The organism is Shewanella psychropiezotolerans (assembly GCF_007197555.1).
GTDB classification, from domain to species: Bacteria; Pseudomonadota; Gammaproteobacteria; order Enterobacterales; family Shewanellaceae; genus Shewanella; species Shewanella psychropiezotolerans.
On sequence record NZ_CP041614.1, the window covers coordinates 539711 to 553695 of the forward strand.

The following is a 13985-nucleotide window of genomic DNA, read 5'->3' on the forward strand; positions in this document are numbered from 1 at the left end:
AAATGCGAGACTGTCTTGCGTTTAATGTGGATGCTTAAATTAGGTACTGGTGAAATAATAGACACCTATAACAGATTGGGTCAGATTCTGACCTCGCTTTTCTCACTTTTCATTGTGTTACTCCACCCAATTGAATTCTTCCTTTAGAACCTCATAACGGCCATTTTCCCGGAGTATAATTAACCCCTTGTTAAAGGCGTCAATTATGTCCTGAGCCCGTGGTATTTGTTTGGGTACAATCACATGAAGCGGGATTTCTGTAACAACAAATTCAGATCGTTGAACCTCTTGTGGCGATATCTCAGCCTCTAAAAGTGCTTTCATGGCATCGTTGGGGGCCGCACTGACGAAATCAACCCGCTTTTGCAGCAACATTTTGAAGCAATGCAGCATACTATTGGGTGTCTCACGGCGGAGTAGGTTTCGATCTATAAGTTCCTTTATTTTCCCAAAGTCCGCATATCCGCGCGGGTTACAATAAACCGTTCCCTGTAAATCTTCTTCGTTCGTTAATGTGTTTGCTTGCCCCAAACGCGACCAAGCATATTTTTTTGTCGGAAAGAAGGGAGCCGAAAAATAGAAATATTCTGCGCGTTCTGGGGTCCAACCATAGGGGAATGTAGCATGGTACTGTCCTCGCTGTGTGAGCGTAACCCCTCTTTTCCATGGAAGCCATTCGATTTCTTCAACCAAATAACCAGATTTTTTGAAGGCGTTGATCACCAGTGTGGTCGCCATGCCGCCTTGGGGAAGTTCACGGCTTGTAAAAGGCGGGTAATTGTCACCCGTTGTCAGAGAGAGCGTTAATATATCGGCTTTTACGGGGTCGATAAACAGCGAAAGGATCATCACCATTAATGGCAATAAATATCGGATTCGGGCAAGAATATGTGAGAAATATGAATGAAGCGGTTCAACACGAGTCTCTCTTTCAAAGCCCATCCAGTTTCCTCTTCATCATCTTGACCAAAATATATTAGTTTTAAATATATCAGATTTGTAACAAGTAGGGGCTGAGTAAACTAATACCGACTTTTTATATCTCAGGCGACTTGGGTATCGCTACCCAAGTCATCCTACTTAGAGTCGGCAAGATGTCAGGCAAAGCGCTGTGCAGATGAGCAACTAGGCTCGATTGATCGTAATATCTGACACATAACCATGATCTGTGCTGACCAGAGCCTGTTTTAACATGATGGCGGCCTCCTGGGCGGTCATAAACCCCGAGGTATCGAGCTCCTTGCCACTGGTTTTCCAGAAATCAGTGGCCATGCCCCCGGGGTAGACGGCGATCAACTTCATCGGGCTACCTTTGAGCTCCAGGCGCAGAGACTCGACCAGTCCCCGTATCGCCCATTTGACTGCGCAATAGGTGGACTCGCCGGCTTTGGCGACCTGGGCCGCCGTCGACATGACTACAACGACACTGATCTTGTCATTGCGATAGCGCTTCACCAACTCCCGCAGCAACAAGATCGTCGCCGTCAGGTTGTTGTGGATCAGTTCACCGATCGAGTCTGGCTGTTGCTGTTCGATTGCACCGAAATAACCACTGCCAGCGCAATGGATCACGGTATCTGGGGCCTGTGGCAGTGAGTCTAGCAGCGCCGATATTTCCCGGGATTGGCACAAGTCGGCGGAGATGGTGGTGACCTCACCGGAAATAGTGCTCACCACTTGGGCAAGGCGTTGCTCATTACGCCCGGTGAGCAATAGCGAACGCCCCTCGTTGCCATATATATTTGCCAGCGCGGCCCCTAAGCCACTGCTGGCACCAGTAATTAAAATCATGAAATTCCTTAAGGTCAAAAAAGACTGCGTCAGTTTCCAAATATGCATGAGATTCGCATCTGAGTGCAATCAATAAATTAGGCCACCCATAGTTAATGGCATACAGTTACTCTTCTTACTAAGCTTAATGAAGAGTTTAAGCTGGAGATTATTATGCCCTGCCCTCGAAGTACTCAAATTAGTCTCGAAGACACACCTTACTATCACTGCTGTAGTCGCGTAGTCCGCCGCGCCCATCTCTGCGGAGACGACAAATATACAGGCAAAAACTATGACCATCGTCGGGGTTGGGTAGAAACGCAGCTCCTCAAATTGACAGAGGTGTTTGCTATTGATGTGGCTGCCTATGCCGTGATGAGTAATCATCTGCATTTAGTGCTGTATATTGATTTAGAGACGGTCAATACCTGGTCCGATAGAGAGGTGGTTGAACAGTGGCATAAATGTTTCAAGGGTACAGAGATTACACAGAAGTTCGCTAAAGGAGAGGTTATTGATGAGTACCAAGTGGCTCAGTTAAAACATCTCATTGCCACTTATCGCTCACGTCTCAGTGATATTAGCTGGTTCATGCGTTGTCTCAATGAACCCATAGCTAGGAAAGCCAACGATGAAGATAACTGCACCGGGCATTTCTGGGAGGGAAGGTTTAAAAGCCAAGCTTTACTCGATGAAGCGGCCGTTTTAGCGTGTATGGCTTATGTTGAACTGAACCCTATCCGTGCGAAGGTAGCTCAAACACCAGAAAATTCTGATTATACCAGCCTTCAGCTAAGAGTTAAGGCGGCCTTGAAGGGGAAGCAACCGGTAAAACTATTATCTTTTATTGGCAATGAGCATGAGCAGCAAGCTAAAGGTATCAACTTTGACCTTAAAGACTACTTAGATCTAGTTGATGAAACGGGCCGTATACTTCGTGATGATAAGCGAGGTGAAATTTCAGTCAATGCAGCAAGAATACTGACACGACTCAATATTCCCAGTGATAACTGGATAAAACTCACTGCTGATTTTGGTAAGCTATTCCATGGGCCTGTAGGCACCTTGCAGGAGCTAACGAGCTACTGTGAACACTTAGAGAAGCGACGACGGCATTTCTCTCAATGTTGTCAGTATTTACAAGCAAGCTGATACGTTCAATCATTCCTTATTCCAACTAACCTATTCATTTAATGGGTTGGGTAGTCCTGCATTTAATTCACCTCCCCCCTCTTAAAGCGACCAACTTTATGGATAACCAACTCTGTATAGCCCTATAACAGGCTGAGTTAACTTTGTCGCTTAGCTGAGTATTGATAATCATGGATTCGATAGATATGTTGTTGATTAATAATGGATGGCCTAGTTAGTTTCTGTATAGCCCTATAACAGGCTGAGTTAACTTTGTCGCTTAGCTGAGTATTAATAATCAGGGGTTTGGTAGGTATGTTGTTGATTTATAATGGGTGGCTTAGTTAGTTTGCTTAGTTAGTTTTGAGCCAGCTTGTTGATTCTTAAAGGGGTGACGGAGATTAATGGTGCTGGGAGTTATGTAGCAAATTGAGCCGGTGACAAAAAGATAAGGCCGTCCACAATTCTTTGGATTAATTGTGGCTGGCCTTATTTTTAAAGAAGTGTTTTTAGCTGTGTGGGCCTACTTCTGTAGTTGTGCTTTTGCGGCTTCAACTTTCGAGAAATCCAGGCCTAGTTCAACAACGGCTTCTTTTATCAGGGCAGGGTTCTGCATGACTAGCCCCATGAGCTGTTGTAGCTTCTCTGGTGGGATACCTAACTGGCCGATTGTGGCCATAGCAGCCATAGGGTTTTCGGTCAGAGTCTGGAACAGGTCTTTGATCTGTGCGTCGCTAACATTGTGCTCTTTTAAGATCGCAAGAATGGGATTCATTGCACTACCTTGTATGATTTTTAAGTTAAACAGGCATCGATTCTATCACTCATCGGGGCTGTGAAAAAATAAATGTACCAGCTTAGTTTTCAGTGAGCTCGCTAGGCGAGGGCGTTCTTTCGATACTCTTTTCGGTATTGGGTGGGTGTTTGATTGAATAAGCCTTTAAACGCATGGATAAAGGCTGAATCTGATTGGTAGCCTAGATCCAGGGCGATGCTGTTGATTGATTGTTTGCTTTCTAACAGTTGCAGCGCCAGCACTAGCCGGACATTCTGCCTCCATAGTGAAAAGGATTGATTGAACTCCTTGGCGCACAGCCTGGATAGTGTTCTTTCTGATGCTCCGACCCTTCTCGCCCAATCAGATAAGGTGAGTTGTAAATCTGGCTGTTGCTTTAGCTGAGAAAATATCGTTTTTAGTCTTCGGTCATCTGGGATTAATAGGGGGATCTGATAACTGTTTGCTAGCACTAGCTGATCATTGAGGACTAAAAGCAGATGTGCTGTCATCTCTTCTGTCTGTGTGGCTTTATCGCCTTGTATCAAGAGCAGGATCAGTTCTTTTAGAAACGGTGTCACTAAGCAAGATTTTGGCTCATTCAGAAATTTCATGTTTTGCCCCATGGCTGAATGGCTCGGGTTTAAGTAGAGGGATAAGAACCGTGTTTGAGTCACGGCGACTGATTTATGTGGGGTATTTGCCGGAACAAAGAGTATGGCATTGTGTGGAACGATAAAGCTGCTCTTGCCAATATCAGATTGCAGTAGCCCAGTGACTGGAAAAATGATCTGATGCCAGATGTGTGTATGCCAGTCATCAACAAAATTAGCGGGCATATGGATAGTCTTAGCTATGACTTGGCTAGTGCTAGATGCGCTGATTTGTTCATTGGCTAACTTTTTATTCATGGTGGCGACTTATCGATGCTTTATGGCTTATAGGATAGGTTAAGACACGCCTCTTTTCGATAGCATTATGCTTCATTCGACAAATTTGAGGGGTATAGCAATGCATGTTCATTTTATTATTCACGAATCCTATGAAGGTCCCGGGGCTTTTACTCAGTGGATATCGGGCAGAGGTTTTAAACAGACCAGTACCCGGTTATATCTGGGGGATGAATTACCAAACCTGCTTGATTTCGATCTACTGGTTATCCTTGGCGGGCCTCAATCTCCGTCAACATCAGTAGAAACGTGTTCTTATTTCAATGCAAACAACGAAATAAGTCTTATCAGCCGGTGTATTGAAGCTGGTAAGGCGATTCTTGGTGTTTGTCTGGGGGCGCAATTGATAGGTGAAGCGCTAGGGGCCAAATTTGAACTTAGTCCGTCTACCGAAATTGGCTATTTTCCTATCATGCTTACAGACATAGGGCAGAGTCATTCCAAACTCAAACACTTTAAGCACCAAGAAGTTGTTGGCCATTGGCACAATGACATGCCGGGAATCTTGCCATCGACTAAGGTACTGGCATCGAGTATTGGCTGTCCCCGGCAAATTGTTGAGTATTCAGAACTTGTCTACGGCTTTCAGTGTCACCTAGAGTTCACCAAGGAAAGTATGCAAGGGCTAGTTAACTCAGCGTTAGATACAAGTCTGGTGGCGAGTGAGCCTTGGGTTCAGAGCAGGGAAGTCCTGCTTGCAACTGATACTACAAGTATGAACACATTGTTGTTTTCTTTCCTTGATGACCTAATCGATAACTATAGGCAGACACTGTAAGATTCTGACATTAGGGGCCTATTTAGAGGACTACTTAATTTAGGGGTAGATGGTGGGCCTAGTTTAGAGCCCTGGTTTAGGGATTAGGATTAAGGCTTAGAAGATGAATTGGATCGGGAGTATATCTGCAGCACCGATACGCAGTAGCATTAGCTCTTTTTCTAACTTATTTTCTTCTCGTTTCAGGCTCTTTTTGTCTTCTTTGTTATTAGCGACCTCTTGGCCTGCATTAATTTTTTTATTCAGGCTGGTTATTTCATGATTGATACCTTTCAGTCTCGATTCAATACTTGAGATCCGCTGTTTTATCTCGTATTTGCGATGGCCTTCATTATATCTTTTTAGGAATTCATTATTGGAGCAAACACCATTGTAGTAAGCCCCTTGTAATCCCAGCTTGTAACCATTTTCTGTCTGGCAGTAGTTCTTAAGCCCGGCTTGATAGCCTGCAGTCCACTTTTCGCTATTCACGGCTAAACCGAACTCATTACAGTCTTTGATATAGTCATTGACGGTATAAGACACTGCGCCGTTATTACCGTCACTCATACCTATGGAATACCAATCTGCAAGTTGGCATTGCTCCATATTCATACTTGTACATTGAGTCAGGCTTAAGGCTGTTATTACTGCCAGTATTTTAAATTTCATGATTTCTCCCCATCGAATATAGGGCGGTAATTTAGCAGAGGTATCAGCGTGAAATCTTTTGTTTCTGCATTTATTTACAAATGTATCAATTTTCCAGTTTTATAGAGTGACCTCTTTAGTTTTTATGTCTTTATGTTTTTATTTGGTTTTTCTTTTGATCGGGTTTGGTTGTATTTTTATTGGTTTTTCGTTCGAGTTTAACCGAGCGCTAACGGGCCGCTGTACTGATTAATATGCTGGTAATAGTGGAAGCAGGATTTAGGGAGAAAATAGGTGGCCCCTATATTGTTATCTTGCTAAATATTTAACGTTATCTTTGTGAGGATTATTGTTTGATGTTATCGGTAACGAATTTATGTTCGCTAGTGGTTATTTCATGCATGTTTCCGTCGGGATCTTTGAAGTATATTGACCAAGAGACTTGGTGATCGGCGACTCTTAATTTTATCTTTTGGTGTGCAAAATGGATTAGCCAGAGTAGAAACTGTTCACCACTGGTTTTAAAGGCAATTGAGGTAACGGGAGGCTGGATATCACGGGTGAATAAGGCAAGATGAATAATACCGCTGGCATCTTCGATAGTGAGCGGACCCGATTCGGTATTCCAGTCAGCTAGCGTGTCGACTGGGCTAAAACCTAATATATTCTTATACCACTCAAGAGCTGCTTGCTTGTTTTCCACGTACAAATGGAGATGATCTATGCCTGTTAGCGCTGGTGCCTTTTGTTGAACCTTCATGTTTGTCCCTTACATTAGTCTTCGCTTGATTTACTATTTCGATGAGTGTAAAACCTATGGTTAACTATAGGTAAAGTGTTTTTTTATGAATTCGAAATCTATCAGTTCGGCGATGGATTCTGTGACCCCGACTGAGTTAAGTGTTGGAAAAGTGGCAAAACGTGCAGGTGTAAGTGTACAAACGGTTCATTTCTATGAAGAGAAGGGACTTATTCACAGTGCAAGAAATTCGGGCAATCAACGCCGTTATCACGGTAATGTATTGAGACGAATTGCTGTTGTTAAGTCGGCGCAACGATTAGGGATATCGTTAAACGAGATTGCAGAGGTATTTGCTAAACTACCAAAACATAAGTCCCTTTCTACGGCGCAGTGGCAGCAAATGTCATTGAGTTGGCGCAAGCAATTACAAGCGCGAATCGATCGACTTACTCAACTCAGAGATCAACTCGATACTTGCATAGGCTGTGGGTGTTTATCCATTAAGTCTTGTAAGTTGCGTAATCCTGGCGATGAAGCCGCGAACAAAGGTCCTGGCGCCGTTTTTTTGCAGCAGTAAAGCTGTAAATAAACGCATTCGTCGGCCGCTAAGCATTTTATCTTTGCCTGCTTAGGTAAAGGAGATTGATACAAGCGCTGAGTGGATAATGAGATGCTACGGATTGATATAGCTATTGAAAATTGCGTCACCTTGCTCCTCTCTCACTTCAGCTAATGTTTGCCAAAATTTTAGCGTAAGTTCTGGATGTTGCCGGTACCACTGGTGAGACACAGGCATATACCAATTTACGTGCATAAAATCTTCCTTTAATGCAGTGAGCTCATCGGTTAAGTTCAGCTGTTTAATCATGTTTTTCCCTATGTATGTCTCAATCACATAGCCATCGAGCCTTCCTTTGGCGAGTAGGATAAACCCTTCACTCGGCGTTAAGTTGTTGGCGGGTAATGTCCCTAACTTAGACAGTTTCTCATGGGCGATATAACCTAATGGCGCAGCTACACCTAATTTCAGCCCTGAAAATTGTCCGTTGCTCCATTTAAGATTCGAGTGTTTATGGGTAAATACACGATATCTGCCCCGCCATAAACGTTGATCTAAATTGATATTGCCATTTAGCTTAGGGAATACCCCCCAAGTCTCTCTTTCTTGTGTCCATATAGCCGCAAAAATAGCATCGGTTTTCCCTTGGGCTAGATGTTGAATACAGCGTTTCCAAGGTAGCCTAACGAGTTGTATAGGCAGGCTTGAAGTGTGTGCGGATGTCATAATTAGGTCCGCCAAGGTGCCGCGTAAACCAAGGGTATTGCTATCGCTGATGCTCTCCTTAGTTGTGAAGGGAAAATGGGTTTTATCTTCATAACAGATCCGCATGGTGGCTGGTTCGCTTTCCATGAGCGGATCTAGGGCGACTAAGCTGTCGGCATAAACCCTCTCTATGCTCCCTAGGCTTATTATTGATATTAGTAGCGCCAACAACTGGCAGGTATGCTTAGGCAAAAATGAAACGAATGAGGTTATATATTGAGAGTCATTTTGATGCTTAATCATAATTTGATTCATACACGCTTTGCTCCCAATATCGATGACCCACTGAGCAGCGGGTTATACCGATTGAAATTATTTCGCAATCAATATCAAACGAAATTCACTAGTCTCAAGTTTAGTTGGTTTAGTTGGTTTAGCTTGTTTGGTTAGCTTTAGTGTAATCGATGGGGAATTTATGAGCTGGCGTAAGCAGAAAGGAAAAAGGTGACTAGGCACTTAATTAGAGAGCCCAATCACCAACATATATTCAGCTTAAAAAGCGCCTGCTGCGCCGGGGAAGACCACCGGGCTGGTGTTGCCGTTAGCACTTACGCTAGCGACGCCGTATAAGTAGTTATCTATGACCATGTTTTCTAATTTGAATGAATTCACCTTGCCGACATATCGACTGTGCTTCCATTCAGACTCGGTAGTGAGCCGCCAATAGACGCGGTAACCGATGACATTATTTTGCTCAGTATTATGCTGCCATTTTAAGGTGGTGCTGGCGGAGACTTTCCCTTCTATGGTGACAGAAGCTGGTGGTGCTGGAGCCCAGGCCATTGATGCCAGGCTGATGGCGTTAAGCGCGGTGAGCTTGGCATTGAAGTTGAAATCCACCCCTTCAATCACATCGCCGTAGGCTATGCCGTTCTCGACACGAATATCTTGGTGCTGACGGTTGTAATTCTCGTTGGTTTCCATGATGCGTACGGCGGGAAAGCCTGCCTTGTTAAAGGGGAGGTGATGGCCGCCGCGGCCGAAGCGATCTAAACGATAAACCATCATCACATCGAGATTCGTCATGTATTGGTCGGCCAAGGTTTTTATCTTGCGCGCCAGGTTGCGGGATGCCGAGTCGTTTTCGCCGCCGCTGAAATAACGCTGCTTGGCTTCTTCGGCAGTTTCGGCGATGCGAACCCCTTCAGAGAAAACCCGTACCGTGTGGTTGTTGATGACGCCATTGATGCCTTCGATGTTACCTATCATGTCGTTGTTTAGTACCGCTTGTACCTGCCAGTGCTGATCTTTGGCGTATTGAGCAAGCGCTGCGCCGCCATAGAGGCCTTGTTCTTCGCCAGATAGCGCGGCATAGATAATAGTGCCTGCAAACTGATATTTAGACAGTACCCGGGCGGCTTCGATGGCTCCGGCAACACCGGATGCATTATCGTTGGCACCGGGTGATATAGAGGTTGAGTCCATCACATCTGTGACGCGAGAATCGATATCGCCGCTCATCATCACCACGCGCTTAGGCTCGAGCGTACCGCGCTGGATGGCAATGACATTGACGACTTCAGTAGCATGAGGGATACGTTTGCCAGTGACGGTATCGGATAAAGTTATCACCTCCAGACAGCCGCCGCAGTCAGCGGATATGCGTTCAAACTCATTTTTAATCCAACGTCTGGCCGCGCCTACGCCCTGGGTATCAGACTCTGTCTCTGACAAGGTGTGGCGGGTGCCGAAGTTCACCAACTTCTCGACATCACTGCGCAGCCTGTCGGCGCTTGGCGCCGTGGCAATATCATAGAGGCGCATATCTTCCTGAGAAGGCGCCACAGTTGGCGCCGTACTCTGCGCACGACTGCTGGTGGCGAATAATACACAGGCGAGTGTACCAGTCACTAGCAGCACGGAAACAATGCGTTTAGCTGTGAATGAGTGGCGATTCATAAAGGGAGTCTGGGTGGGCATGGAAACCTCGATTTATTATTATTCTGCTTCTTACTCTATCAAAAAACAGCTCATAAATGGCAGGGTTAAGCCGAGGAATTGTTAGTCGATATGTCTTGCTAGTTATCCAGGTTTAGCCAGTAAATCATGCCGAGATTAACAGGAATACTAGATCAATCTGTGTTGAGTTCCGTTTCCCGCGAGGATAAGGGCAAGTCTATTGCTAGACTGCGTGTCACTAAACTAGCGGCTGGCACAGAGTTGTCATGGAGCACAAGTAATGGAATTAACGAACATGTTTGAATCTCACCTGAATACTTTTCGCAAGTTACATTCACAGTCATCACCTCTGATGCTCGTCAATGTTTGGGATGCTGCCAGCGCGGCAGTGGTGCAAGCGTCGGGGGCTAAGGCATTGGCGACCAGTAGCGCCTCATTAGCCTGGTCATTAGGTTATGCCGATGGCGGTGAGCTCCCCGTCGATGCATTGCTGCTTGCTGTCGCAAATATCATGCGAGTGAGCCAGCTTCCTGTGACCGTCGATATAGAGGATGGCTATAGTGACAAGCCTGCAGATGTGGCGTCCTTAGTGACTAAGCTAGTGAGATTAGGCGTGGTCGGTATCAACATAGAAGATGGCGATAAAACGCCTGAATTGCTGGTGGCGAAAATAACAGCGATACGGGCATCTGCATCTTGTGGGCAGGTATTTATCAATGCCAGAACCGATGTCTTTCTACGAGGGCTGGCCGATAACCAAGAGGCGCTAACTATGACCGAGGCCCGTTTAACTCGTTATCAGGCCGCTGGTGCTAATTGCGGTTTTATTCCCGGATTAGATTCAGACAAGGCTGCTACACGTTTAGCTAACAATCTGGATTTGCCTTTGAACTTTATGTTGGCTGGTGATCACTTAGCTGTTTCAAAGCGAGCCGATACTCTGCTTAAATTTGGGGTTACCAGATTTAGTGTCGGGCCAGGGAGTTTCCTCGATGCATACTCGACTTTGAAACGTACATCGAAAGTATCTGAGGTCTCTTGTAAGAATACTGAGCAGTGTGAATTACTGAATTATAATGAAATGAATACCTTGGTTATGTGTGCAAGGTAAATTTGTGCTTAAAGGAGTGGCGAGTTAAATCATGGAAGATAAAACTGTGGATTCAAGCCCTTTCTGTGGTTTCAGGGTATACTTTGTCTTTATTATTTTTTCTATCAAAGCGACTTATCATGATTATTTTTACCACCAATTTTGGCGATATTGAGATTGAACTCGATATGGAAACTGCGCCAGTGAGCTCGAAGAACTTCTTGAAATACTGTGAGGACGGTTTCTATGACGGAACCATTTTTCATCGGGTGATCAAGGGATTTATGATCCAAGGTGGTGGTTTTACAGTGGATATGGATGAAAAGCCCACTCGTGCAGCAATTGTCAATGAAGCCAATCGAGGCTTAAAAAATGTTAAAGGCACCTTAGCCATGGCGCGTACCGATGCGCCTCATTCTGCAACGGGTCAATTCTTTATCAATCTTGGTAATAATGATTTTCTCGATCACACTGGTACCACTAATTCTGGCTGGGGTTATGCGGTATTTGGCGTAGTCACTGCTGGCATGGATGTGGTAAGAAAGATAGAGAAGGCCAGAACCACGTCGAAGATGGGGCATGACGATGTGCCGCGCGAGCCTATTATTGTCGAGAAGGTCACGATTAATACTTAGGGTAAGCGCTAGGCGTTTATCTTGCTGAAATGGAAAGTAATCGTTATAAATCAGTTGGATGGAATGTAATTCTGATTCCTATTGTTTAATGTGGTGTAAATGTTATTGAGTTGTGTGTTTTTGCTCGCTAATATTCGCGCCATCTCTCATATGCTCAGACGACTTATGAGGGAATACATTTCATAACAAGGAAACCCAATGAAATACTTGAAGTTGATAACGCTAATCGCGATCATGAGTTTAAGCGGTTGTGCAGGTAAACCATTCATCACACCTTCTACTCAACAAGTTATTGAACTCCCACAAGCCGACAAGGCACAGATCATATTCTTAAACCCCGCTAATAGCATAAGCGGTGCATTTTTGGTTGGCCTATATGATGTAAAAGGCGAGGATAAGACCTTTTATGGCATGTTAGGCTCTAAAACTATGATGGTGCAAAACGTTGAGCCTGGCCATCATCTGTTTATGTCCCATACAACACTGCCATCGGTTGCAACTTTCTTAAATGCAGATGTCGAAGCTGGTAAGCGCTACTATGTTTTGCTGCGCTTTGTTTATGGCAATGGTTTCCAGCTTCGTCCTATCAAGGCTGAGCTTGATGGGAAATTTAATCCTGAGTTTAGTCCACAAAACCCTGAATTCGATTCATGGTTAGAGGAGCTGAAACTCGTAGACCAAACTGAGCAGGTCTCTGTCTGGTATAAGGACTATAAAACTAATGTTGATGAGGCTCAGGCTGAAGCTTGGACTCAGTGGCAGAGCAAAGATGCTAGTCAAAAGGGTCAGCTGACCTTAGGTAAAGATGACTTTTTAACGCCTAAAATCACACGTTTATAATATTTATAAACCCCAAATCTCTTAGTTTTGGGGTTTTCTGCTGCAAAGCCGTGGCTTTCTTATAAGCTCAGTTTTGAAAGTAATACTATTGTGGAGAGCGACGACTTGCTTTAGTTTACAGTGCTAACCTTTCAAAGCACTGGAACTAAAAATGGAATTAAGCTGTCATTGCGGCAATGTGAAAATCACAGTGACTCACTCCCCTGAATCACTCACTTCCTGCAACTGCTCCACCTGTAATCGTTATGGTTCACTATGGGGTTACTATACGCCGGACCAAGTTCAACTCTCGTTTATCACAGATATTGCGGGAACGAGTGTGCCGGCCACTCAGGCTTATCGATGGGGAGAGGAGTATATCGAGTTTCATCACTGCCAAAACTGTGGTTGCTTGACCCATTATGTAACGACGGATAAAGTCCCTGATGCTAAATATGGCATTAATTTTCGCATGGCCCCTATCGCTCAGATGAAAGATATCAAGGTAAGGCATTTCGATGGCGCAGATAGCTGGAAGTATTTAGATTAATATCACCATGAAAGCTAGATGTCGATGTGTAAGGTGATTAGCCATCCACACCACTATATTCGGTCTAATAGAATCGGACATCTTGATTGTGGAACGAGAGTGTCGCTCAACACGTGAGATAAGCGCAGCTAATTATCTGCACCTTACCTAGGTGCTCTTAGTGCGACTGGTATTTTATTCATTGTAGATGTCCTATATTGATTGCCTACATAATAATCATGCTTCCTCTTATGTGAAGTTAATGACTAACTTTATGCTCTACAGCCCATAGTGCAGCCTCGATACGAGTTTTAAAACCCAGCTTTTTCAGAAGGTTTTTGACATGTACTTTCACCGTTGATTCTGTGATATCGAGCTTATTAGCGATGTATTTATTGCTCTTTCCTGATGCGATAAGTTTTAGGTTTTGTAACTCTCTTGGGGTCAACTTGTCTAAGGGCTCGCTCTGTTTATTATCGTTTCTTAGGCTACGCGCCAGGATCTGAGTCAGCGGTGCACTGATAACAAAATCGCCTGCTAATGCTTGTCTTAATTTATCAATCAACTCTTCCGGTTCTGAGTCTTTTAGCAAATAACCATCGGTATTAAATCGAATAGCCTGTAGTACATCGCATTTATTGTCTGATACAGTAAATATAACTATTTTACTTTCTACTCCCGCACCTCTAAGAGAGATGAGAGTTTCGATACCAGTTAAACCTTTCATATTGAGATCTAACAAAATCAGATTTGGCTTATGCTTAATCGCGAGGCTAATTGCTGTATCACCAGAACTGGCTTGTGCAATTACCTCAAGATCATCTTCGAGTGAGAGAAGTTGGGCTAACCCTTGACGTAGTGTAGGGTGGTCGTCGACGAGCAATATAGTAGCTTTGGTCATTTTTACTCTTAC

At 44.4% G+C, this 13985-nt stretch carries 16 protein-coding genes; 7 read left to right on the forward strand and 9 right to left on the reverse strand.

Features of this window, described 5'->3' with window-relative positions; all coding sequences use genetic code 11:
• Nucleotides 1-117: 117 nt before the first annotated feature.
• Both FM037_RS02325 and FM037_RS02330 read right to left on the reverse strand, forming a co-directional pair.
• Nucleotides 118-942, reverse strand: coding sequence for a substrate-binding periplasmic protein (locus FM037_RS02325; RefSeq protein WP_144044679.1), 825 nt, complete (start codon nt 940-942; stop codon nt 118-120).
• A gap of 183 nt (nt 943-1125) precedes the next feature.
• The gene (locus FM037_RS02330; RefSeq protein ID WP_144044680.1) at nt 1126-1791 is read right to left on the reverse strand and encodes an SDR family NAD(P)-dependent oxidoreductase; all 666 of its coding nucleotides are present in this window, start codon (nt 1789-1791) and stop codon (nt 1126-1128) included.
• A gap of 153 nt (nt 1792-1944) precedes the next feature.
• Between FM037_RS02330 and FM037_RS02335 the strand changes: the two genes are divergently transcribed.
• On the forward strand, nt 1945-2922 hold the full coding sequence (locus tag FM037_RS02335) for a transposase (RefSeq protein WP_144044681.1): 978 nt from the start codon (nt 1945-1947) through the stop codon (nt 2920-2922).
• 502 nt (nt 2923-3424) lie between these two features.
• Here the strand turns inward: FM037_RS02335 and FM037_RS02340 are convergent.
• Both FM037_RS02340 and FM037_RS02345 read right to left on the reverse strand, forming a co-directional pair.
• Nucleotides 3425-3676: a DUF2999 family protein gene (locus FM037_RS02340; protein ID WP_144044682.1), complete on the reverse strand. Its 252-nt coding sequence runs from the start codon at nt 3674-3676 to the stop codon at nt 3425-3427.
• A gap of 101 nt (nt 3677-3777) precedes the next feature.
• Nucleotides 3778-4587, reverse strand: a complete 810-nt coding sequence (locus FM037_RS02345; protein WP_144044683.1) for an AraC family transcriptional regulator — start codon at nt 4585-4587, stop codon at nt 3778-3780.
• A gap of 100 nt (nt 4588-4687) precedes the next feature.
• On the opposite strand from FM037_RS02345, the gene FM037_RS02350 reads away from it, so the two are divergent.
• Nucleotides 4688-5404: a glutamine amidotransferase-related protein gene (locus FM037_RS02350; RefSeq protein ID WP_144044684.1), complete on the forward strand. Its 717-nt coding sequence runs from the start codon at nt 4688-4690 to the stop codon at nt 5402-5404.
• 96 nt (nt 5405-5500) lie between these two features.
• Here the strand turns inward: FM037_RS02350 and FM037_RS02355 are convergent, their stop codons facing one another.
• Both FM037_RS02355 and FM037_RS02360 read right to left on the reverse strand, forming a co-directional pair.
• Nucleotides 5501-6055 (reverse strand): DUF2799 domain-containing protein, encoded by a 555-nt coding sequence (locus FM037_RS02355; RefSeq protein WP_144044685.1) that lies wholly within the window; start codon nt 6053-6055, stop codon nt 5501-5503.
• Nucleotides 6056-6380: 325 nt separating this feature from the next.
• Entirely contained in the window at nt 6381-6794 is a 414-nt protein-coding gene (locus tag FM037_RS02360) for a VOC family protein (RefSeq protein WP_144044686.1), read from the reverse strand.
• A gap of 85 nt (nt 6795-6879) precedes the next feature.
• On the opposite strand from FM037_RS02360, the gene soxR reads away from it, so the two are divergent.
• Entirely contained in the window at nt 6880-7353 is a 474-nt protein-coding gene (gene soxR, locus FM037_RS02365; protein WP_227993111.1) for a redox-sensitive transcriptional activator SoxR, read from the forward strand.
• A gap of 96 nt (nt 7354-7449) precedes the next feature.
• On the opposite strand, the gene FM037_RS02370 is transcribed toward soxR, so the two are convergent.
• Both FM037_RS02370 and FM037_RS02375 read right to left on the reverse strand, forming a co-directional pair.
• Nucleotides 7450-8355, reverse strand: a complete 906-nt coding sequence (locus FM037_RS02370; RefSeq protein WP_144044687.1) for a substrate-binding periplasmic protein — start codon at nt 8353-8355, stop codon at nt 7450-7452.
• A 237-nt stretch (nt 8356-8592) separates the two neighbouring features.
• On the reverse strand, nt 8593-9999 hold the full coding sequence (locus tag FM037_RS02375; RefSeq protein ID WP_144048785.1) for a M28 family peptidase: 1407 nt from the start codon (nt 9997-9999) through the stop codon (nt 8593-8595).
• A 280-nt stretch (nt 10000-10279) separates the two neighbouring features.
• Between FM037_RS02375 and FM037_RS02380 the strand changes: the two genes are divergently transcribed.
• The 4 genes from FM037_RS02380 to FM037_RS02395 all read left to right on the forward strand — a co-directional run bounded on the left by FM037_RS02380 (nt 10280) and on the right by FM037_RS02395 (nt 13093).
• Entirely contained in the window at nt 10280-11110 is an 831-nt protein-coding gene (locus tag FM037_RS02380; protein ID WP_229381051.1) for an isocitrate lyase/PEP mutase family protein, read from the forward strand.
• A 119-nt stretch (nt 11111-11229) separates the two neighbouring features.
• Entirely contained in the window at nt 11230-11724 is a 495-nt protein-coding gene (locus FM037_RS02385; protein ID WP_144044688.1) for a peptidylprolyl isomerase, read from the forward strand.
• 198 nt (nt 11725-11922) lie between these two features.
• A complete protein-coding gene (locus FM037_RS02390; RefSeq protein ID WP_144044689.1) occupies nt 11923-12564 on the forward strand; it encodes a SadB/YajI family lipoprotein in 642 nt (213 codons plus the stop codon).
• A 151-nt stretch (nt 12565-12715) separates the two neighbouring features.
• Nucleotides 12716-13093 (forward strand): GFA family protein, encoded by a 378-nt coding sequence (locus FM037_RS02395; RefSeq protein ID WP_144044690.1) that lies wholly within the window; start codon nt 12716-12718, stop codon nt 13091-13093.
• A 238-nt stretch (nt 13094-13331) separates the two neighbouring features.
• Here the strand turns inward: FM037_RS02395 and narL are convergent, their stop codons facing one another.
• Nucleotides 13332-13973: a two-component system response regulator NarL gene (narL, locus tag FM037_RS02400; protein WP_144044691.1), complete on the reverse strand. Its 642-nt coding sequence runs from the start codon at nt 13971-13973 to the stop codon at nt 13332-13334.
• Nucleotides 13974-13985: the final 12 nt, after the last annotated feature.

Coding starts and splice junctions, on each gene's coding strand:
- FM037_RS02325 (WP_144044679.1), bottom strand. CDS start 942: ATGGGCTTTGAAAGAGAGACTCGTGTTGAACCGCTTCATTCATATTTC.
- FM037_RS02330 (WP_144044680.1), bottom strand. CDS start 1,791: ATGATTTTAATTACTGGTGCCAGCAGTGGCTTAGGGGCCGCGCTGGCA.
- FM037_RS02335 (WP_144044681.1), top strand. CDS start 1,945: ATGCCCTGCCCTCGAAGTACTCAAATTAGTCTCGAAGACACACCTTAC.
- FM037_RS02340 (WP_144044682.1), bottom strand. CDS start 3,676: ATGAATCCCATTCTTGCGATCTTAAAAGAGCACAATGTTAGCGACGCA.
- FM037_RS02345 (WP_144044683.1), bottom strand. CDS start 4,587: ATGAATAAAAAGTTAGCCAATGAACAAATCAGCGCATCTAGCACTAGC.
- FM037_RS02350 (WP_144044684.1), top strand. CDS start 4,688: ATGCATGTTCATTTTATTATTCACGAATCCTATGAAGGTCCCGGGGCT.
- FM037_RS02355 (WP_144044685.1), bottom strand. CDS start 6,055: ATGAAATTTAAAATACTGGCAGTAATAACAGCCTTAAGCCTGACTCAA.
- FM037_RS02360 (WP_144044686.1), bottom strand. CDS start 6,794: ATGAAGGTTCAACAAAAGGCACCAGCGCTAACAGGCATAGATCATCTC.
- soxR (WP_227993111.1), top strand. CDS start 6,880: ATGAATTCGAAATCTATCAGTTCGGCGATGGATTCTGTGACCCCGACT.
- FM037_RS02370 (WP_144044687.1), bottom strand. CDS start 8,355: ATGAATCAAATTATGATTAAGCATCAAAATGACTCTCAATATATAACC.
- FM037_RS02375 (WP_144048785.1), bottom strand. CDS start 9,999: ATGAATCGCCACTCATTCACAGCTAAACGCATTGTTTCCGTGCTGCTA.
- FM037_RS02380 (WP_229381051.1), top strand. CDS start 10,280: ATGGAATTAACGAACATGTTTGAATCTCACCTGAATACTTTTCGCAAG.
- FM037_RS02385 (WP_144044688.1), top strand. CDS start 11,230: ATGATTATTTTTACCACCAATTTTGGCGATATTGAGATTGAACTCGAT.
- FM037_RS02390 (WP_144044689.1), top strand. CDS start 11,923: ATGAAATACTTGAAGTTGATAACGCTAATCGCGATCATGAGTTTAAGC.
- FM037_RS02395 (WP_144044690.1), top strand. CDS start 12,716: ATGGAATTAAGCTGTCATTGCGGCAATGTGAAAATCACAGTGACTCAC.
- narL (WP_144044691.1), bottom strand. CDS start 13,973: ATGACCAAAGCTACTATATTGCTCGTCGACGACCACCCTACACTACGT.